Annotated in this window: 19 protein-coding genes; 11 read left to right on the top strand and 8 right to left on the bottom strand. The window is 71.7% G+C overall.

All coding sequences use genetic code 11. From position 1 onward, the window contains the following. Positions 1–91 precede the first annotated feature (91 nt). Positions 92–697, bottom strand: a complete 606-nt coding sequence (locus ACIO3P_RS33535; RefSeq protein ID WP_401851187.1) for a dihydrofolate reductase family protein — start codon at positions 695–697, stop codon at positions 92–94. 360 nt (positions 698–1,057) lie between these two features. Here ACIO3P_RS33535 and ACIO3P_RS33530 point away from each other — a divergent pair, with 360 nt between their 5' ends. Continuing rightward, entirely contained in the window at positions 1,058–1,804 is a 747-nt protein-coding gene (locus ACIO3P_RS33530) for an SDR family NAD(P)-dependent oxidoreductase (RefSeq protein WP_401851190.1), read from the top strand. Positions 1,805–1,864: 60 nt separating this feature from the next. Here ACIO3P_RS33530 and ACIO3P_RS33525 read toward each other — a convergent pair whose 3' ends face one another. Then, positions 1,865–2,998 (bottom strand): hypothetical protein, encoded by a 1,134-nt coding sequence (locus ACIO3P_RS33525; protein ID WP_401851192.1) that lies wholly within the window; start codon positions 2,996–2,998, stop codon positions 1,865–1,867. A gap of 421 nt (positions 2,999–3,419) precedes the next feature. Between ACIO3P_RS33525 and ACIO3P_RS33520 the strand changes: the two genes are divergently transcribed. Next, the gene (locus ACIO3P_RS33520; protein ID WP_329829387.1) at positions 3,420–4,160 is read left to right on the top strand and encodes an NUDIX domain-containing protein; all 741 of its coding nucleotides are present in this window, start codon (positions 3,420–3,422) and stop codon (positions 4,158–4,160) included. Between the two features lie 2 nt (positions 4,161–4,162). Here the strand turns inward: ACIO3P_RS33520 and ACIO3P_RS33515 are convergent, their stop codons facing one another. Then, positions 4,163–5,536 (bottom strand): hypothetical protein, encoded by a 1,374-nt coding sequence (locus tag ACIO3P_RS33515; RefSeq protein ID WP_401791380.1) that lies wholly within the window; start codon positions 5,534–5,536, stop codon positions 4,163–4,165. Between the two features lie 191 nt (positions 5,537–5,727). Between ACIO3P_RS33515 and ACIO3P_RS33510 the strand changes: the two genes are divergently transcribed. The 9 genes from ACIO3P_RS33510 (at position 5,728) to ACIO3P_RS33470 (ending at position 13,444) form a co-directional block, all read left to right on the top strand. Continuing rightward, positions 5,728–6,519: a fumarylacetoacetate hydrolase family protein gene (locus ACIO3P_RS33510; RefSeq protein ID WP_329829384.1), complete on the top strand. Its 792-nt coding sequence runs from the start codon at positions 5,728–5,730 to the stop codon at positions 6,517–6,519. Positions 6,520–6,589: 70 nt separating this feature from the next. Further along, complete coding sequence (locus ACIO3P_RS33505) at positions 6,590–7,447, top strand: acetaldehyde dehydrogenase (acetylating) (protein ID WP_329829382.1); 858 nt, start codon at positions 6,590–6,592, stop codon at positions 7,445–7,447. Positions 7,448–7,461: 14 nt separating this feature from the next. Continuing rightward, positions 7,462–8,487, top strand: a complete 1,026-nt coding sequence (dmpG, locus tag ACIO3P_RS33500) for a 4-hydroxy-2-oxovalerate aldolase (RefSeq protein WP_329829380.1) — start codon at positions 7,462–7,464, stop codon at positions 8,485–8,487. Further along, positions 8,484–9,488 carry a beta-ketoacyl-ACP synthase III gene (locus ACIO3P_RS33495; protein WP_329829379.1) on the top strand — a complete coding sequence of 335 codons (1,005 nt, stop codon included), beginning with the start codon at positions 8,484–8,486 and terminating at the stop codon, positions 9,486–9,488. Before dmpG ends, ACIO3P_RS33495 begins: the two co-directional genes overlap by 4 nt. After that, a complete protein-coding gene (locus ACIO3P_RS33490; protein ID WP_329829378.1) occupies positions 9,478–9,708 on the top strand; it encodes an acyl carrier protein in 231 nt (76 codons plus the stop codon). Before ACIO3P_RS33495 ends, ACIO3P_RS33490 begins: the two co-directional genes overlap by 11 nt. 7 nt (positions 9,709–9,715) lie before the next feature. After that, on the top strand, positions 9,716–10,561 hold the full coding sequence (locus ACIO3P_RS33485; RefSeq protein WP_329829377.1) for a CoA ester lyase: 846 nt from the start codon (positions 9,716–9,718) through the stop codon (positions 10,559–10,561). After that, positions 10,558–11,088 carry a MaoC family dehydratase gene (locus ACIO3P_RS33480; RefSeq protein ID WP_329829376.1) on the top strand — a complete coding sequence of 177 codons (531 nt, stop codon included), beginning with the start codon at positions 10,558–10,560 and terminating at the stop codon, positions 11,086–11,088. Before ACIO3P_RS33485 ends, ACIO3P_RS33480 begins: the two co-directional genes overlap by 4 nt. 9 nt (positions 11,089–11,097) lie before the next feature. Continuing rightward, positions 11,098–12,267, top strand: a complete 1,170-nt coding sequence (gene eis, locus ACIO3P_RS33475; RefSeq protein ID WP_329829375.1) for a GNAT family N-acetyltransferase — start codon at positions 11,098–11,100, stop codon at positions 12,265–12,267. A 274-nt stretch (positions 12,268–12,541) separates the two neighbouring features. Next, positions 12,542–13,444, top strand: a complete 903-nt coding sequence (locus tag ACIO3P_RS33470) for a TIGR03619 family F420-dependent LLM class oxidoreductase (protein ID WP_401851198.1) — start codon at positions 12,542–12,544, stop codon at positions 13,442–13,444. A gap of 33 nt (positions 13,445–13,477) precedes the next feature. On the opposite strand, the gene fxsT is transcribed toward ACIO3P_RS33470, so the two are convergent. The 5 genes from fxsT to ACIO3P_RS33445 are packed head-to-tail and all read right to left on the bottom strand — an operon-like array spanning position 13,478 to position 21,802. Next, positions 13,478–16,996, bottom strand: coding sequence for an FxSxx-COOH system tetratricopeptide repeat protein (gene fxsT / locus ACIO3P_RS33465; protein ID WP_401851200.1), 3,519 nt, complete (start codon positions 16,994–16,996; stop codon positions 13,478–13,480). Next, entirely contained in the window at positions 16,993–18,288 is a 1,296-nt protein-coding gene (locus ACIO3P_RS33460; protein ID WP_401851203.1) for a CHAT domain-containing protein, read from the bottom strand. The genes fxsT and ACIO3P_RS33460 overlap by 4 nt, the downstream gene beginning before the upstream one ends. Further along, on the bottom strand, positions 18,278–20,326 hold the full coding sequence (locus tag ACIO3P_RS33455; protein WP_401851205.1) for a hypothetical protein: 2,049 nt from the start codon (positions 20,324–20,326) through the stop codon (positions 18,278–18,280). Before ACIO3P_RS33455 ends, ACIO3P_RS33460 begins: the two co-directional genes overlap by 11 nt. A 7-nt stretch (positions 20,327–20,333) precedes the next feature. Then, on the bottom strand, positions 20,334–21,371 hold the full coding sequence (locus ACIO3P_RS33450) for an AAA family ATPase (RefSeq protein WP_329829369.1): 1,038 nt from the start codon (positions 21,369–21,371) through the stop codon (positions 20,334–20,336). Continuing rightward, positions 21,368–21,802 carry a CU044_2847 family protein gene (locus tag ACIO3P_RS33445; protein ID WP_401851208.1) on the bottom strand — a complete coding sequence of 145 codons (435 nt, stop codon included), beginning with the start codon at positions 21,800–21,802 and terminating at the stop codon, positions 21,368–21,370. The genes ACIO3P_RS33450 and ACIO3P_RS33445 overlap by 4 nt, the downstream gene beginning before the upstream one ends. Positions 21,803–21,890: the final 88 nt, after the last annotated feature.

Below are 21,890 nucleotides of genomic sequence, written 5' to 3'. Positions count from 1 at the left end.
CGTCCCGACGTTGGCCGGCCCCTATTAGGTCGTGCTCCGCACCCGCCGGCGCCGGCCTGGCGGCCATCCGGACCGGCGGACCGGGGCGACGTCACGCAGGGATGCCGAGCGGCGGGTGCTCAAGCACGCGGGGCTTGTACTCGACCAGTTGGATGCGGCCGTCGAAGGTGCGGTGCTCGATCATCTCAAGGGCAACGTCCGGATAGCCGTCGTAGATGCGTTCCTCGCCCGTGGCCCCGGTGATCACCGGGAACATCACGACCCGGAAGCGGTCGACGAGTCCGGCTCGTAGCAGGGACCGGCACAGGCTGAGGCTGCCGATTGTGCTGAGAAGCCCCGAGCCACTCGACTTCATGGCGCGGACCGCCTCGACGGCGTCGTCGCGGACGAGCGTGGAGTTGGCCCACGTCAGCGGCGCCTCGAATGAGGAGGAGAACACCACCTTGGACGCTTGCGTGAGCTCGTCGACGGACGCCTCCTCTTCGGGCCTGAACTCGTCTTGGCCTTTCGGGACCTCCCCTGCGGCGAAGCCCGACATCAGGCGGTAGGTGTGAGCTCCCATCAGGTAGGTGACCTCGGGCTGCTCGCCGAGCCATGCGAGGTACTCCGGGCCTTCGAGGCCCCAGAACCCGGGCCACCCCTCTCCCGATGCGTAGCCGTCGAGGGAGGTGATGAAGTCGACGAGAAGCTCCGACATGGCGGTGTCCTTTCCTGGGGTGTCACGAGCTTGGACCGGCCGGGAGCCACAAACTCATCGGTCGCGCGGTGGAGTAACGAGAAACCCATGACGCTGCAGCCGATCAGATCGGCGGAGCGCCACCCGCGAACGTCCCGGGCCAACCGTCACGCTCAGCCAGCCGGGCCAAGTACAACGCTCAGGGGCCAACTGAAACGCTCAGTCACACCGGTCCGGTACGGGCGGCCGAGAATTCAGGCCATGGATTTCGGTACTCAGGCCCACTATTGTCTGAGGTCCGGCAGGCCCCGGACGGGGCCGCTCCGGCGGGACGCCCCTCAGGCGTTCCTCACCGGTCAGTACGTAGGGAAGGCGCACACGATGGGCAAGCTGGACGGCAAGGTCGCCATCATCACCGGGGCCGCACAGGGCATGGGCGAGTCACACGCCCGCAGGTTCGTCTCCGAAGGCGCCAAGATCGCGCTCACCGACCTCAACGAGGAGCGAGGACGGGAAATCGCCGCAGAGCTGGGCAAGAACGCACTCTTCCTGCGGCACGACGTCACATCGCTGGCCGACTGGGGCCGCGTACTCCGGGAGACCGAGGAAGCCTTCGGCACGGTGAACGTCCTGGTCAACAACGCGGGCGTCCTCGGCCCGGTGACCCCGACGGTCGAACTCGGCGAGGAGGAGTACCTCCACGTCTGCGCCGTCAACCAGCACTCGCAGTACTACGGCATGAAGACGGTCATCCCCTCCATGCAGCGGGCCGGCGGCGGCTCGATCGTCAACGTCTCCTCCATAGCGGGCATCGTCTCGATCGTCGGCTCGCCGAACCTCGCCTACGTCGGCAGCAAGTTCGCGTCCCGGGGCATGACCAAGCATGTCGCGGTGCAGTACGGCCCCGACAACATCCGCGCCAACTCGGTCCACCCGGGCTACATCAAGACCCCCATGATGGCCGCGGCGACCGATGAGAACGGCGGCGGAATCGCCGAAGCGGTTCCGCTGCGCCGCATGTCCGAGGCGGACGAGGTGTCCAGCCTCGTCCTCTTCCTCGCCTCCGACGACTCCTCGTACATCAGCGGCACCGAGCACATCATCGACGGCGGCCTGACCGCGCAGTGACGCCCCTGTCGGCACACCGACGAGGCCCCGGTCACCTCGGGGCCTCGTCGGAACGTCAGGCTATTTCAGGGAAGCCTCGCGGGCGCGTTCGTGCACGTGCCGCGCCATCGCGTTTCCGCGGTACGGGGCGAGGAGGGAAGGGATTCTCCGTACGTGCCCGTCGACCCTGCCTGAATGAATCCCGGGGTGCGCGTCCAGCACTTTCGTCCACGTGGCACAGGCTGCTTCGAGGTGACCGATCTCTAGCTGTCTTTCAGCAAGCAGAGAGCTGAAAATCACCCCTGATCTCTGCCGGTCGGTGGAGTCCCGCAAGCGAAAATGATCGTGGAGGGATTCGACGCTTCCCTTCACATCGCCGAGTGCGTGCCTGACCTCTGATGTGGAATACGCCAATGTCGCCGAGCTGAAACCACCGAACGTCCCGAGTTGGCTTTCCGCCTGATTCACCGCCCGTTCCGCCTCGCGGATACTGTTCCACGCATTTGTCCGCTCGCCTGCCAGCGCGTACGCGTGCGCCTGCTGCCCGGCCATGAAGGCCCTCATACGGGGAGTGGACTCGGGGGACGCCTCCGCGGCGGCGTTGGCGAGCCGCACTGCCGGTGTGCCGTGACCCAGATTCGCGGCTTGCACCGACATGCCCCGCAGAACGTGGCAATAGGTCATGTGGTCGCCACTCGCGCCCGCGAGCTCCAGGGCCTTTACGTAATACTCCTGCGCCCGGCCGTGCGCCCCCTCGTCCACCGCCATCCATCCGGTCAGGTAGCAGAGAAACGAGGCGGCGGACATCATCGCTTTGCGGGTTTCACTTGACGCGCTTGCATTCAAGTAAGGGGCAACCGTGTTGACCAGGAAAGCGGCAGCCATGGGGCGCGCATAGCGTCCACCGAAATCATCGTCGAGGTCCGACAGGCGATCGGTCATCGCCGATACGGCCCGAACCTCGGACGGCCCGATCCGCCGCTGCGGATCGGTCTTCATGGCCTCCATCCGGCCCACGACATCGGGCCAGCCCGGAATCGTGAGCGCCACGGAGAAAAGCCCCACGCCGAGGACGCTTCTGCGAGAACGGAGCGGTCGGCCTCGCTCGGAGCCGAGACCGCTCACTGCCTGGGTGAGTTGACGCAGCGTCAACTCGCTTTCCCGGTACAGCCGTTCCAGCCGTTCCAGCCCGACGTCCGGTAGGCGTGTCCCCATTCGCCAGCATCCTTCCCGCTGATCCCGCTTAACGCCTTTAACTCTTCGGCCTTCCGCAACGGTACCGCTCTGTGTAGCGGACCGGTTGCCCAGTGCGAGCAACGGCACTCGCGCAGGGCTACAGAAGGAGGCCACTCGATGAACCATCAGGCTGGTCAACCATGACGCGGATCGAGCGGCGCGGGTCGGGCACCCCGACGGGATCGGTTCGACCACTCCGCTGGAGTGTGCGCAACAGATCGCGGTGCACCCGCACAGACGGGCGGGTGATGCCACGTGACGCCCGAACCGCGCGACCGGACGATACCGAAGGCCGAGCGGGCGCTCGTGTCCGGCAAGCGCGGCGCCGCCACGACTGGGCTCCGCCGCGCTACTCGGCTGAGTTGGTGGTCAAGCCTGGAGTGGGTTCTACGATGAGCCGGTGACCGAAACACTGCCCCCCGTGGGCATTGATCTCTTCGACGTCGAACGGCTCCTGCTGACCGAAGCTCCGGAACCACCGCTGCCGCCCCATGACGCCGAGGCCCGGGACCGGGCGTGGGACATGGCGGTCCGAGCCAACCCCACCCTCTTCGACGGGCCTGTGGCGGCGTGTGGGGGACTGGAGCGGACCGGACCGCGCATCCTGCGCCTCTCCTGGGTGCGTGTGACCTACCGGCACTACGCGCTGCGTCGCGTTCCCGGCGCCACAGCGCTGCCCTCGTTGTTCGTGAACATCGTTCAGCCGACCAGCGACGGCCGTGTGCTGGCAGCAAGGATGTCGCCCTCTACGGCTGCCCCCGGCCGCTGGCAACTGCCGGGTGGGTCTGTGGAGCCTCCCCAGGACGGGGCGGTGCTGGACGAGTCGGCCCTGGCCGGCCAGGCCGCGCGAGAACTTGCCGAGGAGCTGGGGATCAGCACAACTGCCAAGGATCTGAGGCTGTGGGTCGTCACCCGCGGCGAGAACGGCAATGTCGGCCTGACCTACCTTGCACCTGCCCTTCCCGAGGCGACCTTGCGCGCGGACTTCACCTCTGCCGCGGCAGCCGAGCGTGTTCAGGGCCGTGAACCTGAACTCGACGACATCGCCCTGGTGCGTTCACCGGACGAACTGGCCACTCTGACAGGTCCACACGCGGACTACCTGAAACCGATCGTTCGCCGCTTCGCCGGGTGCCGCTGAGGTCAGGCGCCGGAGAGGAAGTCGCGTCCCCGTTCGTCGAGATCGGCCACGCACCGCAGGCCACGGGCCCGGAAGCGTCCGAGGTCACCTCGCATACGGGAGACCGCCTTCCGGGTGCGGACGGAGCGGACACCGTCCATGTGGTCGATGGCTCGGTGCCAGGTGGCGCACGCTTGCTCGATGCTGCCGCGCTTGAGGTGCATCTCCGCACCCGCGACCAGGTCCAGGGCGACGATCCGCGCATAGGTGTCCGCAGGGCGGGCCGTGGCGGCCAGTGCGTACTGCTCGGCGGCGGCCCGGTGGTCTCCTACGGTCTCGTGGACCTTGGCGGTGCGGGAGTACACCGACGCGGCCGGTGGGCCCCAGGCCAGCGCCCAGAACGGCACCTCATCGCCCGGGGCACCAGTCAGCAGGGTGCGGGCGTGTTCGGCCTCGGCGAGGGCCGCGCGGTGCTTGCCGCTCTTGGCCAGGGTGTGGGCGTGCACGACGCGGAAGAGCGCTTCGGTCTGGGCGTCCACCCGTCCCTTGGCCCGGTTCAGTCCGGTCTCGGCCAGGCCCAGGCAGTGCTCGGGGCGATGGAGCTTGAGGCCCTGCATGGCCATTGTGCGCATCACGAATCCGTCGTGCCCGCGCAGGCCGGATTCGGTGGCCAGAGCGTAGGACTGGAGATAATAGCGCTGGGCGAGTCCCTGCTGACCTGCGTCGTAGCTCTTCCAGCCCAGCAGGTGCACGCCTCGGCCGGCGGCGGACAGCATCTGTCGGCGGACTTCGTCGGTACGGAATCGGGCCCGGCACAGCGGGGCGACGTCGTCGCGGAGATAGGTGACCAGGGCGCTGCGGCCGTGTTGTCCGCCGTGGCGTTCGTCCATCTCGGAGAACGCGTGGATCATGTCACGGACGGCGGCGACTTCGGCCATGCCGATGGTGTAACCGGTGCGGGCGGCCTCAGTACGGGCGGCGATGTCCTGGACGTGGCTGAGGGGTAAGGCCGCGGAGGCCGCGGAGTAGGCGGAGGCCGTCAGGAAGCGGCGGCGGTCCAACTCGTACCTCCACATCGGCAGCAGAGCGTCCAGCGGGTCGCCCCCCAGGGACAGTCCGATGGTGTCATCCTCGGCCTTTGCTGGGGAGGGCAGGCCGAGATCGGCAGTAGTCAGAAGGCGGCCCAGGCGTCGGGAGAGTGCGACCGTGAGGTAGCGGGGTGTATCGCCGCGGGGCACGGATCCACTGAGCCAGTGCTCGACGTTGGACTTGTTCGTGCGTAAGTCTGCGCCGCACTCGGCGGCGACGGCGCGGACCGTCTTGGCCAGCGCCTCGTAGGTGAGGCCCGTTTCAGCGACAAGTGCGCTGAGCTGGACGTTCGGCGTGCGCGTGGTCATGAGCACCTGCCCCGTATATACGCGATATACCGCTTGCACTGCCCATCACCGTACCGCCGCGATGAGTGCGCCGGTTGACTGTTCATCAGGCCCGAACCCGGCGGCCGGCATCGTCAGGGCGCGCCGGATCTGCTCCCGTGCCCACGTCTGCGAATCGTATGTGATGCCTGATGCCCCGAGGAGGGATCGTCATGGACGAGCAGGATGATCGCTGGATCGCCGCTACGGCGTCGGCTCTGCTGGCGGCGGAGGACGAGCGAGTGCCGATCGACGCGCTGACCGTCCGCAGGCCGGAGCTGTCTTTGGAGACGGCCTACCGAGTGCAGGGGGCGGCGGTGGCCCGGCGGATCTCGGGCGGCGCCCGCGTCGTCGGCCACAAGGCCGGGGTGACCTCTCGGGCCATGCAGGAACAGATGGGCGTCGACGAGTCGGACTCGGGTGTCCTGCTGGACAACATGGTGCTGCCTACTGGCAGCACCATGGCCCGCTCCGTGCTGATGCAGCCGCGGGTGGAGGCGGAGATCGCTTTCCTGCTCGGCTGTGACCTGGCAGGTGAGAGCGTGAGTGTGGACGAGGCACGGGCGGCGGTGGAGAAGGTGTTCCTCGCCTTGGAGGTGATCGACACCCGGTTCACCAGCTGGCGCATCACGGTCGCGGACAGCATCGCCGACAACGCCTCCTGTGCCCGGGTGGTCACCGGGCCCATGGTGCCGCTCGGCGCGGACATGGACCTGGCCGCCGAGTTGCTGGTCGTCAGCGTCGACGGCACCGCGGTGGCCACCGGAGAGGGGCGCGCCGTCCTCGGAGACCCGCTCCGTGCCCTGGCCTGGCTCGCCGGGCGGATACATCGCGCCGACGACGAACTGCGCGCCGGGCAGCTGGTCCTGGCCGGGGCCGTGCACGCCAGCCTCCCGCTGGAGGTCCGGAGCACGGTGCGCGCCCGCTCGCTGCATCTCCCGCCGGTCGAGCTGCGCGTGCGCTGATCCGCAGCACCCTGCTGCCCCCGCACCTCTCACTCACGCACCACTCTCTCCGCGAATGAAGGAGCGGCCGATGGCTGCTGATGAACAGCGTCTGCGTGTCGCGGTACTCGGCGCGGGCCTGATCGGCGTCGACCTCGCCGACAAGATCCACCAGTCTCAGAAGCTGGAACTGGCCCTGGTGGCAGGGCGCGACCGGGACAGTCTGGGGCTGCGACGGGCCGCCGAGATGGGACACCCAACCACGCCCGGCGGAATCCACGCCGTAGTGGATGCCGGGCCCTTCCATGTGGTCTTCGACGCCACCAACGCCGACAGCCACGCCGAGCACTGGGCGGCGCTGCGCCCGACCGGCACCACTCTGATCGACCTGACCCCCACGGGACTTGGCACGGTCATCGTGCCGGGGGTCAACAGCCACCGGCCGACGGCCTACCGGCACGTGAACCTCGTCAGCTGCGGCGGGCAGGCGGCCATTCCGGTCCTGTACGCGATCTCCAAGGGCTGCACCCCCACCTACATCGAGGTGGTCTCCACCGGGGCGAGCGCGAGCGCCGGCCGGGCCACCCGCCTGAACCTCGACCAGTACATCGCCACCACCTCCACCGCGATCCGGACCTTCACCGGCACCCGGGACGTGAAGGTGATGGTCAACCTCAGCCCCGCCCGGCCCGCCCCGCCGTTCCGGGTGGCCATGACCGTCCTCGCGGACGGCATCCGCCCAGCACCGGTCCGTACGAGCATCGCGGGCGCCGCCCAAGCCGTGCGCGTCTACACGCCCGGGTTCAAGGTGACCTCGCTCGTCGTGGAACCGGGCCGCATCTCGGTCGCGGTGGAGGTGACCGCCTGCGGCAGCCGCCTGCCACCTCACGCAGGAAGCATCGACATCATCAACGCCGCCGCTGTCCTGCTCGCCGAACAGTCCCGATGAAGGGAACCCCACCCGTGAACTCACACCCGCACGAGCGGCCCCGGATCCTCCTGCACGACCCGACCCTGCGCGACGGCCACCACGCTGTCGGCCACCAGCTCGACGCAGACCAGCTCCGCGCCTACGCCATCGCCGCGAACGCCGCCGCAGTGCCGGTGGTCGAGGTCGGACACGGCAACGGCCTGGGCGCCTCCAGCCTCCAGATCGGCCGTTCCAGGCTCGACGACGTCACGATGCTCACCACCGTCCGCGAAGCCCTCACCTCGTCGCGGATGGGCGTCTTCATGGCCCCCGGCTGGGGCATCTCCGACGACCTGGAGGCCGCCGTCCGCCACGGCGCCGACATCGTACGGATCGCCGCGCACTGCACCGAGGCCGACGTCACCGAACGTCACCTCGGCGTCGTCCGCGGCCTCGGAGCCGAAGCCCAGGGCGTCCTGCTCATGAGCCACATGACCAGCCCCGGGAAGCTCGCCGAACAGTGCGCCTTGATGGTGAAGTTCGGTGCTCAGGCCGTCGGCATCATGGACTCCGCCGGGCACTACCTCCCGTCCGACCTCACCGAACGCGTACACGCAATCGCCGACGCCGTCGACGTACCGGTCATCTTCCACGGCCACAACAACCTGGGCCTGGCCGTGGCGAACAGCCTTGCCGCTGTGGACGCCGGGGCGACCGTCATCGACGCGACCGCCCGCGGGTTCGGCGCCGGAGCCGGCAACACCCAGCTCGAAGTCCTCGTGGCCGTCCTGGAGCGCCGCGGCGTCGAGACCGGGATCGGCCTGCGCGAGGTCCTGGCCGCCGCCGACGTCGCTGCCGACCGTCTGATGAAGGCCCCGCCGTCCATCGACTCGATCGCCGTGGCCGGCGGAATCGCCGGGGTGTTCTCCGGCTTCAGGCGGCCCGTCCTGGAGACCGCCCGCGCCGAAGGCGTCGACCCCATCGACCTGTTCCTCGCCCTCGGCGAGCGGCAGGTTGTCGCCGGGCAGGAAGACCTGATCGGCGACGTCGCCCGGCAGCTCAAGGCGGCCACCCGATGACCGTTGCATCCGTCACTGGAAGGGCTGCCGTGGTCTGCGGAGTCGGTGCGGCGCTGCCCCCGCGCATCGTCTCGAACGCCGACCTGACCGCACGTCTGGAGACCACGGACGAGTGGATCCGCTCGCGTACCGGCATCACCCAACGGCACGTTGCCGGGGCGGACCTGTCCACGACCGAACTCGCTGTACGGGCGGGCGCCCAGGCGCTCGCCGACCGCGAACCGGTCACAGTGGAGGCATTGGTGGTGGCCACGACCACCCCGGACCGCTGCTGTCCGGCCACCGCCCCCGCCGTTGCCACCCGGCTCGGCCTGACCGGCGTCCCCGCCTACGACCTGGCGGCCGGCTGCACCGGGTTCCTCTACGCCCTCGCGACCGCGGCCGGTCTCATCGCCGCCGGCACCGTACGGACCGTCCTGGTCATCGGCGCCGACCGCCTCGCCGCCCTTCCCGACCCCGAGGACCGCACGACCGTCCCCCTGTTCGGCGACGGTGCCGGGGCCGTGGTGCTGCGCCGCGGCAGCGCGGACGAGGCCGGGGCGCTCGGGCCGGTTGTGCTGGGCAGCGACGGCACCGGCGCCGGCCTGATCCTGGCCTCCCGCCCCCGCGCCCTGCACATGGACGGAGGTGAGGTGTTCCGGCATGCGGTCGACCGCATGTCCACCGCCTCCCGCCAGGCCGTCACCGCCGCCGGGTGGGAACTTGGCGACGTCGACCGCCTGGTCCCGCACCAGGCCAACAGCCGCATCACTGCCTTTGTCGCTCGTCGGCTCGGCGTCCCCGACGACCGCCAACTCAGCAATATCGCCGAGACCGGCAACACCGGCGCCGCGTCCATCCCCCTGCTCCTGGCCCGCTCCGCCGCCGACGGCGGTCTCAAGCCCGGCCACCGCACCCTGCTCACCGCCTTCGGCACCGGACTGACCTGGGGTGCCATCACCCTCACCTGGCCCAGCTTCTGCCGCAGCCACTCACCGGAAGGCGCCGGGCATGACCGGTGACCTCACCCGCATCCTGACCGACGACCTCAAACTGCCCGCCGACCGCCTCAGCGACGACGCCAGCCTCGACCACGCCGGATTCGACTCCCTCGCCGTCGTCGAACTGTCCGTCCTGCTGTCCGACCGCTACGGCATCGACATCAGCGACAGCGACATCAGGAACGCCGCCACCCTCGGCCGGCTCGACCTCCTCATCACCACCAAGCGCAACGGAAGGTGACCACTCCGTGACCAACAACAGCCGTCGGCCCGGACGGGCCTGGATCATCACCCCCGGCCTCCACGAAGGCCGCTTCGCCAACGCGCGGAGGTCAGGCGCCGCGGTCGCTGTCGTCGACATCGAGGACTCCGTCGCCCTCCCCGACAAGCAGACCGCCCGCACCACCTCTGAAGTGTTCTTCGCCCACCCCGACCCGCCGTGCACCCTCGGTATCCGGATGAACAGCCTCACGACGATCGACGGCATCAAAGACCTCGCCGCCCTCACCTGCTACACCGCCCGGCCCGACCTCATCGTGCTCCCCAAGGTGGAATCCCCCCGTGACATCGAACTCGTCGCCGCCGTACTCGACGCCGACGGCTACACCCCCGACATCTGGGCGCTGATCGAAAGCCCTCGGGCCTTCGACACTCTCCCCGCGATCATGCACGCACCCCGGCTCGGCGGCGTCATCTTCGGCTCTGCCGACTACGCCGCCTCCGTCCACTGCGGCCTGAGCTGGGAGGCCCTCCACTACGCCCGCTCGGCCCTCATCAACGCGGCGACCGCCGCGAACATCCCCGCCATCGACGCCCCCACTTGGGAACTCGACGACTCCGGCATCCTGCGCCGTGACGCCGAACGGGCCAAGGAAATCGGCTTCTACGGCAAGGGCTGCGTCCACCCCCGCCACGTACAGGTGATCAACGAGGTCTTCACCCCGACCACCGAGGAGATCGCACAGGCCCGCGCCATCGTCGCGGCCGCCGACGCCAGCGGCGGAACGGCGACCACCGTGAACGGGCAGATGCGCGGCACCCCCTTCTTCAACCGGGCTCGCGCGCTCGTCGCCGAAACGGACCGTACGTCATGAGCGCCGGCCCGCCTCACAGCTACCGACAGATCGGCGAGGACCGGATCCGCGAGAGCGTCGGCCTCTCCTACCCCGAACTCGCCCCCGGCCTGATCATCGAACACCGGCCCGGCCGGACCGTCACCGAACTCGACAACCTCCTCGGCGCCGCCTTGAGTGGCAATGTCGCGCCCATCCACACCGATGCCCACTACAGCAGCCAGACCCAGTGGGGCCGCATCCTGGTCTGCTCCGGCGTCACCCTCAATCTTGTGGCCGGCATGACCGTCCGCAGCATCAGCGGCCTGACCACCGCCAACCTGGCCGTCGACCACGTGCGCTTCACCACGCCCGTCCACATCGGCGACACCTTGTACGCCGAGACGAAGATCCTCACCCGCCGGGCCTCCGAGAGTCATCCCGACACCGGGGTCATCACCTGCCACACCACCGCACGCAACCAGCACCGCATCAGCGTCCTGACCTTCACCCGCACCTTCCTCGTGCCTCTGGACGCCGGCGCTGCCCGCGACGCCACCCACTACTGAGGGCGGACCATGAACCAGCAGCTGACCTTCGCCCCGGCCGACGACGGCCTGTGGGAGCAGTACGACCAGCTCGCCACCCGTGCCTACGGCCACCCGGTCGGGGACATCACCCACCTGCGCCGGCACGCCGACCTCCAGGTCGCCGTCCGCGCCGGCCGGGTTGTCGCCGGCGGACTGGGCCTCCTCGTCGATCAGTTCTTCGGCGGCGCTCCCGTCCCCAGCGCCTGCCTCGGCGACGGCTGCGTGGCCCCCGAGGAGCGGGGCGAGCACCTGGCCACCGACCTGGCCACCGAACGACTGCGCCCCCTGATCGAGCGTGGAGCGGTGATCTCCGCGATCGTGACTTCCTCCACCGGCTACGCTCGCCGCCTCGGATGGGAAGCTCCCACCTGCGTCTTCGCGTGGGCAGTGGCTACCGACGACCTCAAATACTCCTTCGCCAATGAGGACTTCGATGCCGAGCACGGACCAAGCGCCGAAGCCGAAGCCCTCCAACGCGACCTCGCCCGCCAGTGGAACGGCCCCGTCCACCGGCCCGCCTGGTGGACCCGGTGGAAACACGACAAGAGCAACCTCACCACCTACCGCTTCGCCCGACCCGGCCACCCCACCACCGGCCTGCTCAGCCTCACCACCAAACGGCACGAGCGCCACGGCATGAGCCTGGTCGTCCATGACTTCTGGGCTGCTGGCCAGCCCGCTGCCGCCGCCATGTTCGCTTTCCTCGGCCACCACAACACCCGCGCCCGCACCATCGAGTTCCGGCGCGGCGCCCTCCCGCCCTACCCCACCCTCCTCCACGGACTCCGCCACCACCGCGCAACCGCCGAAGCCTGGCACCCCTGGATGCTCCGCATCCTCAACATCTCCGAGGCCATCCGGCTCCGCGGGTGGCGCACCGACCTCACCACCGCCGTACCGATCGAGATCGAGAACGAGACCGGCGACTGGGCCCGGTGGATGCTTCGGGTCAGTGACGGAGCAGCCGAGATCATCCCCACCCACATCGAGGGACAGGTGGCCCTCACACGGCGCCAACTCGCTGTCTGGTACGCCGGCGGCTACCGATCCACCACCTCGGCCCGCATGGCCGGAGTCCACGCCACATCGGAAAAGGCCCTCAGGAACCTCGTCCACAGCACGGCACAGTTCGAGCCCTGGCTGCCCGACCATTTCTGACAGCCACGGGAGAGTCTCCCCCTTCTCACCTTGCCTGAGGGGCGCGAAAGCCTCCCGCCCCACTCGATCTCATCATGCAGCCGATGCGCGAGGGCGACACTGGTTGCAAGGACGCGGAACCGTCCGTCGACGCCATGACTGACCGGTCAACAGCGTTCTGCACGACGGGTGTTCGGCCAGCCGGTCCGTTTGTAGGGTGATGTCCCGCCCGACGAAGGCCATGTCGGTCGGGGCCGAAGACCTCGCCCGGCACAGACGCAGCGTGAAGGACGTCATGAAGATAGGTTTTGCCCTCCCGCAGTTCAACAACCAGGCCCACGGCGTCGCCCACACGGCCGCGTTCGCCTCCGCGATCGAGGAGGCCGGGGGTGCCAGTCTCTGGGTGGGGGACCGGAACCTGGCCGCGGTCCGGCCCGTCGTGGGTTATGGCGGGCAGGGCGACACCATCCCGCAGGAGCTCAACGCCGCCGCCGATCCCTTCGTGCTGCTCGGTGTGGCCGCCTCCGCGACCAGTCGGGTGCTGTTGGGCTCCCACGTTCTCATCGGCCCGCTCTACCCTCCTGTCCAGCTCGCCCGGTCGTTGACGACGATCGATCTGATCAGCGGCGGACGGCTGCTGCCCGGTTTCGGGATCGGCTGGTCGCCCGAGGAGTACCAGGCGGCCGGTGTGGACTTCACCCGGCGCGGGGCTCGTATGGACGAGTTGCTCGACGCCCTTGACGCCATCTGGACCACCGATCCGGCCCGGTACGAGGGCGCGCAGCTCTCCGTGCCCGAGCACCACTCGCCGCTGAAGCCGGTGCGCAAGCCGCGTCCGCCCTTCTACCTGGGGGCCATGTCCGAGCGCGCGCTGCGCCGTGTCGCCCGACGCGGCGACGGCTGGCTGCCGCTGGTCGTCGTGCCCAGTTACGTCGACGTCGACGGCCTCGTCCGGCAGCGCGCGCTGCTGGACGAACTGGCCCAGCAGGACGGCCGCGACCCCCGGGCGATCGACACCGTGCTGCGGGTCAACATCGACGCGGGGACGAGCACGGCGCGGGTCGCCGACACCGTCAAGGAGATCCACGAGCGGACGGGCATCGAGCACTTCATGATCGACTCGACGTACGAGGTGCACACCGTCGACGGCTCCGTCGAGCACGCCCGGGAGGTTCTCCGGCTGGTGACGAAGGGCTGAGCCCGCGGTGGGGCGCGGCGGTGTGCGCCCGGCTCAGATGATCTGTGGCTCGAAGTCCCAGTGTGTGCGGGCCCGGCTGCGGGCCCGTACCGTCGTCGGGTGGAGTGGGCCCAGGGTGGCCGACAGGCCGTCCAGGGCTTCTCCCTCCGCTTTCGCCGCGTTCTCGTGGCGGCCTTGTGCCCGGAGGCCCGCCGCGTAGCCCACCTGGCAGGCGAGGGTGAGGGGGTGGCGGGGGCCCAGGGTGCGGAGCGCTGTCGCGACCGTGGTGCGGCTCAGGGTGACGGCGTCGTCGTGGTCCCCTGTCAGGAGCCTCGCCGCCGAGGTGTTGAGCGCGCATCCCAGCGTCCAGGGGTGGTCGTCGCCGACCACGGCGCGCATGCCGGTGTGGGCCCGCTCGATCTCCGCGCGGCCCGGCTGCCGTTCGCCCAGGACCAGCAGGGTCAGGCCCCTGTTGCCGCGTACTCCGACGGTGAAGGGGTGGGCGGGGCCCAGCATGGCGGTGTAGCGCTCCTCCACCTCGGTGTGGCGGGCGAGTGCGTTGGCCGGGTCGCCCGTCTCGCGTTCCAGCCAGGCGCAGCTCGTCGCGATCATCTGGGTGAGCGGATCGTGGTCGCCGAGTACGCGTTCGCAGCGCGCCAGCATCTGTCCGAAGAGCGGTCGGGCACCGGCCGGGCCGGCGAGGTAGCGGCACAGTGCCAGATGGTGGCCGGCGCGCAGGGTCTGCGGGTGGTCGGGGCCGAGTTCCTGCCGGTGGCTGCGGAAGCTGTGGGCCTGGAGGGCCTCCGCCTGCTGGTAGTGGCCGAGCAGGCGCAGGTCGACGGCGTAGTTGATCTCGGAGTAGAGGCTGGAGGGGTGGGCCGGGCCCAGCACCTCACGGCGGGTCTCCAGGGTGCGCCGGTTGAGCTCCAGGGACTCCTCGTAGCGGCCGAGGAGTTGGAGCGAGACGGCCAGGTTGTTCTGCGCGTTGAGGGTACGGGTGTCGCCGGTCCCCAGGAGTTCCTGGTAGGAGGCGAGGATCCAGCGGGAGATCACCCGTGCCTCCTCGTACCGGCCGAGGCCGCGCAGGTCGGCGGCGAGCCCGCCGGAGGCCCGCAGGTGCTCCAGGTCCTGGGCGCCGCGCGCCTCTCGCAGGTGGTCGACGGCCGCGCGGTCGATGGCTTCCGTACCGGCGTAGTCGCCGACCGCGCGCAGCAGGTTGGCGTAGTGGTGGCTGAGGTCCCAGATCCTGGGGTGGGCCTCGCCGAGCAGTTCCCGCCAGGCGTCCAGGGTGCGCCGGCCGAGGTCGATGCCCTCGCCGTACTCGCCCGAGAGGTAGAGGTAGCGCAGGCAGTCCAGGACGAGGGTGTGCATCGCGGGGTCGGTGCTCCTGAGCACGTCGGCCCACTTGAGGTGCGGGGTGATCTCCGCGTACCGGGGCCAGTGGGCGGTCCGCGCCGGGTTTCCGGGGTTCGCCGTGGTGAGGGTACGGCGCGCGACGTCGATCAGTTCCGTGTGCTCAGGACCTGACATGCCGAGGTGGACGACCTGGTGGACCATCCGGTGCAGGGAGAGGATGTCGTCCGCCCTGCCGTACGGTCCGGGACCGGCGGTGCGGACGACCGCGTACTGCCGGAGCCTGTCGATCACCCGGTCCCAGCGGGCGGGGTCCGAGACGAGGGCGGCGATCGGGTACGGCAGGCCCTCCGGTGACAGGTTCCGCACCAGGTGTACGGGGACGGCGCCGGGCGCGAAGAAGGTGCAGAGGCGGAGCAGGTCGACCGCTTCGGGGACGGTCTCGCGGAGATTGTTGAGGAGAATCGCCCAGCCGGTCCGGAAGGTGAGCGGGAAGTCCGCGGAGAGTTTGACGACGTCCTGGTCGACACCGTGTCTGAGCAGCTCGATGTACTCCTCGACGGACAGGTCGGAGTCGTTGAGCCAGCCGGCCGTCTGGTCGAGCAGCAGCGGCAGGTCCTCCAGCGCCTCCGCGAGCCGGCCCGCCTCCTCGGGGGACAGCCGGGGCGCGCGGCGGCGGACGAACGCCACCGATTCGGTGCGGTCGTAGACGGGGACCTCCAGCAGGGTGCTGTCGCGCTCGCCCCACTGGGAGTTGCGTGCCGTGATGAGCACATGGCCCGGGCCGGTGGGCACGAGGTCCCCGATCCGGTCGGGTTCGTCGGCGCCGTCCAGGATGACCAGCCAGCGGCCGTACGGCTCCCCGCGGCGCAGCGCGTCCCGTGCCGCGCGCAGCCGCTCGCCGTACTCCACACCGGTGGACAGGCCGAGCGCCGGGGCGAGTTCGGCGAGTCCCTGGCGGCAGGGGACCCGGTCACCGGCGGAGACCCACCACACCACGTCGTACTCCGCCCCGAAGCGGTACGCGTACTCGGCGGCGAGCTGCGTCTTGCCGACGCCCGACATGCCGTACAGCGCGACGGCCCCGGTCGGCTGGTGGAGCGCGTGGTACACGGCGTCGAGCAGCGTGTCCCGGCCGGTGAAGCGGGTGTTGCGGCGGGGCACACCGCCCCATACGGCGGGGCTCTCGCCCGGGTAGCGGGCGCCGGTGAGCGGGACGGCGTGCGCGGGGGCCGGGTCCGGCGCGTCCAGGGTCTCCGGCGCGTCCGGGGTCTCCGGGGCGAAGAGGCCGAGCAGCCGGCGCGTGGCCTCCGGCGCGTCCAGTGCCGTAAGGGGGACCGGGGCGAGGAGCTCCGCCGCCCGGGGCAGCGCTCCGATGTGGTCGGGCAGGGTGACGGAGACGGCGCGGAGGCGGCCGGGGTGGCGGGCGAGCAGGTCGCTGAGCACGGCGTTCCACTCCGCGCCGTCGCGCGGGCTGCGGCGGAAGAACGCGGGGCTCAGGACGAGCAGGACGGGGCCCCGGTCCGGGGCGAGATCCCGTAGGCAGCGGTCGAGCGGGGTCTCGTCCGGCGGCTCCCAGGGGTACGGGGCCGCGCGCACCCCGTGCCGCTCCAGCGTGTCCGCGATCCAGGCGGCCCACAGGCGGTCGCGGTCCGCCCGGATGACCGGTACGGGGCGGTCGGCGGCCGGGTGCGGAGGAGGGGTCGGCGCTCCGCGACGCGTGGCGCGGGGCGGGCCGCCGCCGAGGTGCCCCTGGCCGCCGTACTCGCCGGCGCCGTACGCCGGGTCACCGCGCACGTACCCCACGACGGGCGCCCCGGTCTCCGCGCCGGTGCCCGGTTCCCTGATCCGGCAGGGCAGTTCGGCCTTGCGTACGGGCATCCCCCACTGGTTGCTGATGGTCAGCCACAGCCCGGCGGGCCCGGTCAGGGCGCCCGCCGTGACGACGAAGCGCGCGGGCCCGTACGTACCGCCGAAGCGGTGCAGGACGACGCTCGGGTCGTCCAGCACCTCGCAGACGAAGTGCGGGGCGCCGTCGAGCCCGACGGTGAAGGTCAACTCCTCCTCCTGGCAGGGCCAGGCGCGCTCCGGGTCGTCGGTGCCGTCGGGGGCGAGGGGGCCCCGGAGGTCGACCGTGACGAGATAGGTGCGGCCCGCCTCGGCCTCGCGCGGGCGGCTGACGACGGGCTCGATCAGCAGGGGCTGTTCGTCGCCGTTCATGGCGCACCCCTCTCCGCCTCGTCCGTGGGCCGGTGCGTGAGGAGCAGCGTGGTGTGGGGGTGTCCGTAGTACTGGAACATGAAGCTGTGGAGCAGCCGCAGCACCCGCTTCTGGCCCTCGCGGTCGACCTCCCCGTCATCATGACGGGCCCGGGGGATGTCCGACAGGGGGCCGAAGTCGTCCACCGCGCGGGCCCGGAAGGCGCGCAGCGCCTGGCTGACGGGCTGTCGCGGCCTCGCCATCACCTCCTGGACGAGCCGGCTGACGAGGGCGCGGGCCGCCAGGTCGCCGACCTCGCCCGCGGTGACGATGATGCCCGCCGCGCCCTTGCGGAGGAACAGTTCGGCGAAGCCGCGCAGCGCCTCCTCCCCGCCGCCGTCGTTCTCCACGAAGCGCGCCGAGTGGCAGGCGTTGAGGCAGACCAGCGCCTGGTCCCTGCCGAGCACGGCCATGGCGCGCTCGTCCAGCTCCGCCCAGGTCACCTCGGCGAGCGAGAGCGCGCTGATCCGCTCGTCGTAGGTGCCGTGACAGGCCATGTAGACGAGTCCGGTGCGCTCGGCGGTCTGCCGGTCCAGCGCGTCGAGGAAGCCGCTCATCTTCAGGTGGGGCTGGTGGGAGTAGGGGCGGAAGGCGGTGATGTCGTGGTGCATGCCGCGGTGGTAGTAGCCGAGCACCCGGCCCTCGCAGTCGCCGGGGGCGTGCGGCAGATCGCGGTGGACCTCGTGGAGGGTCGTCCAGCGGGACATCACCACCAGCGCGCCCAGCAGCCCGCCCGCCAGCCCCCGGTCCGGCTCGGCGGGCAGCCACAGGGTCTCCCAGGGCAGCTCGTAGCCGGTGTCGTCCCAGATCAGTACGTGCAGATCGGCGCCGTGCTCGGCGCGCGCCCGGTTGATCCAGTCGGCGAGCCCGCGCTGGTTGCCCGACCAGCGGCGGATGGCCCGCAGGATCTCGGACGGCGCCTCCCCGGCCCGCGCGTTGCCGAGGCCGACGGCGGCGGGGCGGAGCTGGGTGGGCCCCGTGGTGTACGGGAGCGGGGCGACGCCCTCGCAGCGGGCGCTGAACCCGAACGCCTCCCGGCCGCTCGTGTGCCGTCCCCGTACGACTCTGACCACGGCCATCCCGGCCGGCAGCCGCGCTTCCGGGTCGACGGGGGCGGCGCCGAGTCCTTCGGGTTCGCCGGGTTGCGCGTGCGCGGGGACGGGCGTGGTCCGGGGGCGCGCGCCGGGCCGGGTGGTGCGTATCCCGGTGGCGCCGGAGAGCCAGCGGGCGAGCCGGTGCGGTTCACCACCCACCGTCGGTCACCGCCTCCGCCGCATGCCCGTCGGCCTCTGGCCCGTCGGCCGGAGGCCCGTCGGCCGGGCGCGCCTCGATGACGGTGCCGCCGAGGGCGTCCGCGAGGAGGAAGGGCAGATCGGCGTAGGGCCGGCCGCCCGGGTCGACGACCACGCAGTGCAGCCGCGTACGGTCCATGGCGCTGATCCGGGCGGCGACGCCGAGCGCGTCGTCAACTCCCCTGCGGGCGACGGGTTCCGGGCCGTGGCGGTCGCGGCGGCTCGCGTCGAGCGGCACATTGCCCCGCCCGTCGGTGACCACGACGAGCCAGGCTTCCACCAGCCCGGCCCGGTGGTGCTGGAAGGCCCGGCGCAGCGCCTGACCCGCCTGTTCCAGGCCGTGGGCCAGGGGGGTGGCACGGCCGGGCGGCCGGGCGAGCGCGGCGGTGATCCGGGGGTCGAGGACGCTGCGGGCGGTGAACGACTCGGCGCGCAGCTCGCTCGCCGCGCCCGCGCCGCCCACCTCGACCACCTGGGCGGACGCCCGGTGGATGTAGGCCCATTGGAGGAACGGTTCGAGCACGGTGCGCCAGTTCAGATCGGCCCGGCAGGTGTGGTCGAGGACGAGGGTGAGCAGCCGTTCCGGCTCGGGGGCGCGTACGTAGCCGCGCAGATCGGCGGGGGCGACGGACAGCCGCTCGGAACGGCCGCGTACCGCCTGGTACTTGGCCGCCTCCATCGCCGTACGGACGAAGGCGAGGTCCCGCAGGTCGTGCGAGCGCCGTACGCCGATGACCGGGCCGCGCGCGGCGCCGGGACCCGCGGTGCGCCGCCAGGGGGTGCGCAGGGAGGCGAACTCGGGCAGGGGCGCGGCCTCGTCCTCCGGGTACGGGGTACGGGGCGCCGCCGCGCCCGGGGCGGCGGCCGGGCCGATCCGTTCGGCGGGCTCGGGCGCGAGCACCGGCCGGTCCGGCGGCGCGGGGCGGGGCGCGTCGGGGCCGCTCTCGCCGCGGTGCGGGGCGCGGCGGTCACCGGGGTCCTGCGGGGGCGGCGGGGCGGGCCCGGGTCCGGTGGGCCCGGCGGGTTCGGGCGCGGGGGACGGCGGCGCCGAGGCCAGCCCGATCAGCCGCGCGGCCTCGTCGGCGCGGGCGGCGGTGACCTCGGTGGCACCGTCGAGCCGGGTGAGGGCGCGGGCGATCCGGGCGAGCGCGAGGGCGCGGCGGTGGCCGGTGTCGGGGCCGAGGAGTTCGAGGACGCGCGGGGCGAGCGCCTCGGAGAGGGTGAGGGGCGGGTGCCCGGCCGCGGCCGACTCCAGCGCCGCCCGCCAGGCGTCCGGGAGCGGGCCATCCGGAAGCGGGCCGGCGGAGAGCTGGCCGACGGGAAACGGCCCGGCGGCGGGGAGCGTACGGAGTCCGGCGACGGAGAGCCGGACCGGGAAGCGGTCGAGGACGTGCGGCGAGACCCGCTCGGTGTCCTCGGCGCGGCAGACGGCCAGCCAGCGGGCGCGCGGGCGCCACCGGTGACGCAGCCCGGAGTGCTCGACGGTGGCCACGTCGGCGCCGAGCAACTGCACCACGGCCCGCATCCCGGTCACCCCCAGCCGGGCGAGATCGGGCACGACGGCGAGCGAGGGGCCGGGGGCCGGTTCGGTGAGCGGGCCGGGGGCGAGGGAGAAGGCGATGCCGTCGGGGCCGCGCCGCAGCCGGGGCCGTATCCACAGGTCCTCGTCGCGGGTGGCGGCGCCGAGGACCGTACGGACGGTGCGGGCGGCGGGCGCGGCCGGGGGCGTCCCGGCGTCCGCCGGGGGCGGGCCCGCGGCGGCCAGGTCGAGGAGGTGGGCGAACAGCTCCGTGACGGGGGCGACGAGTTCGGGCGGCAGGTCGAAGAGGAGCACGCCGGGCAGCCCGGGTTCGACGGCGGCGCAGACGAGCGCGGTCAGCAGCCGGCGCTCCAAACCGGCCGGGTCCAGGCCGGCCAGGTCCACGCCGGCCAGGTCCAGGCCGGCCGGGTGCAGGGCAGCCGGGTCCGGAGGGAGTGGGGAGGGTTCGGGTGCGGTCATGGCCGGGTCAGCCGAAGAGGTCGTCGACACGGGCGTCGTCGTCGGGCCCCCACTCGAAACTGCCGGCGTGCGTCGATTCGGGCCGCCGGTGGCGCAGCGCGAACGGCAGGACCCGCCGGACGTGCCGGGGCTCGGTCCGTACCGCGCCCTCCAGCGCGGCGAGGGCGCGGGCGGCCTGCGCGGTGACGAGTTCGCCCCGGTGCCCCACGGCGGAGAGCCGCCCCGCGCACTCGGCGCAGAGCCTGCCGACCGCGTCGGGCACCTCGACGCCGGGCAGCGCGCCCCTGGCCGCCAGCAGGGTGGTGCGCAGCGCGGCGCTCTCCCGGTCGGCCTCGGCCAGCCAGGGGGAACCGCTCCTGGCGAGCTCCTCCTCGAAGGTCAGCACCGTCATGATCATCCGGTGGCGGGCCTCGGTGTCCAGTTCGGCGGCGGTCACCATCAGGCCGAAGCGGTCGAGGAGTTGGGGGCGCAGCCCGCCCTCCTCTGGGTTCATCGTGCCGACGAGCCCGAAGGAGAGGTGCCGGGCCGCGGCGATGCCCTCGCGCTGGACGGAGAGCACACCGGTGGAGACCACGTCCAGGATGATGTTGACCAGGTGGTCGTCGAGCAGGTTGACCTCGTCGACGTACAACAGCCCTTTGTCGTGGGCCTCTTCGAGCAGCCCCGACTGTTCCCTGGCCTCGCCGCGCATCAGCGCGTCGAGTTCCCAGCCGCCGAGGACCCGGTCGTCGGTCGCGTTGATCGGCAGGGTGACGGGCAGTTCCCCGCGCGCCATCAGCGCGAAGGCGCGGACGACGGTGGACTTGGCGGTGCCGCGCTGGCCGGTGACGAGGACACCGCCGATGCTCGGCGCGACGAAGTTCAGCTCCAGCGCCAGCTTGAGGTCGTCCTGACCGACGACACGGCTGTACGGGAGGATCGGGATCGGCGGTACGGGCTCCCCCGAAGACACGGGGCCGGACGCGGGGCCGGACGCGGGGCCGGGCTCGGCTTCGGCTGTGGGGTCGGGCGCCGGGTCGGGTGCGGGTGCGGGTGTCACGGTCACCGGGCGGCCCCCGCCGCGACGCCCTGTGCGTCATCCGGTGCGTCGTCCGGATCGCCGGTGTCCCCCGGCTGCCAGCGGAAGGTGACCTGGAGGTGCGCCTCGGCGCCCGCCTTGACCACGGCGGGCAGGCCCGCGCCCGCGTCCAGGGTGATCGAGACCTGTAACTCGATCTCGTCGGGCCGTAACCCCTCCCCCAGGTCGCCCAGTCTCCGCATGGCCTGCGAGGCGCAGCGCCGGGCCAGGTCCAGCCCGTCGCCGTAGCTGTCCGCTGCGACCCGCAGGACGCGCCGCGCGGCGCCGTCCCGGGTCTCCTCGCCCTCGTAGACGGAGTCGAACTCGCCTGCCGAGCCCGCCGGTTGCCCGGCCGGACCCACCACGACGGGAATCGGCCCGTCCTCCCCCGGTGCCACCGGTCCCACGATGACCGTCATTGCCCCGTTCCCCCCTTCACCACCAGGACGGCGCGCTCATGCGTCCGTCCGCCGGCGGTGTCTGACAGTGTCTCCGCACTTTCCCCGG

This window comes from Streptomyces sp. NPDC087310 (assembly GCF_044744405.1).
Taxonomy (GTDB): domain Bacteria; phylum Actinomycetota; class Actinomycetes; order Streptomycetales; family Streptomycetaceae; genus Streptomyces.
The sequence above is the reverse complement of the archived record's forward strand: the minus strand, read 5'-3'. Positions and strand labels throughout refer to the sequence as shown.

Excerpts from the sequence above, each read along its gene's own strand:
- ACIO3P_RS33535 (WP_401851187.1), bottom strand. The coding sequence starts at position 697 with ATGTCGGAGCTTCTCGTCGACTTCATCACCTCCCTCGACGGCTACGCA.
- ACIO3P_RS33530 (WP_401851190.1), top strand. The coding sequence starts at position 1,058 with ATGGGCAAGCTGGACGGCAAGGTCGCCATCATCACCGGGGCCGCACAG.
- ACIO3P_RS33525 (WP_401851192.1), bottom strand. The coding sequence starts at position 2,998 with ATGGGGACACGCCTACCGGACGTCGGGCTGGAACGGCTGGAACGGCTG.
- ACIO3P_RS33515 (WP_401791380.1), bottom strand. The coding sequence starts at position 5,536 with ATGACCACGCGCACGCCGAACGTCCAGCTCAGCGCACTTGTCGCTGAA.
- ACIO3P_RS33510 (WP_329829384.1), top strand. The coding sequence starts at position 5,728 with ATGGACGAGCAGGATGATCGCTGGATCGCCGCTACGGCGTCGGCTCTG.
- ACIO3P_RS33505 (WP_329829382.1), top strand. The coding sequence starts at position 6,590 with ATGGCTGCTGATGAACAGCGTCTGCGTGTCGCGGTACTCGGCGCGGGC.
- ACIO3P_RS33495 (WP_329829379.1), top strand. The coding sequence starts at position 8,484 with ATGACCGTTGCATCCGTCACTGGAAGGGCTGCCGTGGTCTGCGGAGTC.
- ACIO3P_RS33490 (WP_329829378.1), top strand. The coding sequence starts at position 9,478 with ATGACCGGTGACCTCACCCGCATCCTGACCGACGACCTCAAACTGCCC.
- ACIO3P_RS33480 (WP_329829376.1), top strand. The coding sequence starts at position 10,558 with ATGAGCGCCGGCCCGCCTCACAGCTACCGACAGATCGGCGAGGACCGG.
- eis (WP_329829375.1), top strand. The coding sequence starts at position 11,098 with ATGAACCAGCAGCTGACCTTCGCCCCGGCCGACGACGGCCTGTGGGAG.
- ACIO3P_RS33470 (WP_401851198.1), top strand. The coding sequence starts at position 12,542 with ATGAAGATAGGTTTTGCCCTCCCGCAGTTCAACAACCAGGCCCACGGC.
- fxsT (WP_401851200.1), bottom strand. The coding sequence starts at position 16,996 with ATGAACGGCGACGAACAGCCCCTGCTGATCGAGCCCGTCGTCAGCCGC.
- ACIO3P_RS33455 (WP_401851205.1), bottom strand. The coding sequence starts at position 20,326 with ATGACCGCACCCGAACCCTCCCCACTCCCTCCGGACCCGGCTGCCCTG.
- ACIO3P_RS33445 (WP_401851208.1), bottom strand. The coding sequence starts at position 21,802 with ATGACGGTCATCGTGGGACCGGTGGCACCGGGGGAGGACGGGCCGATT.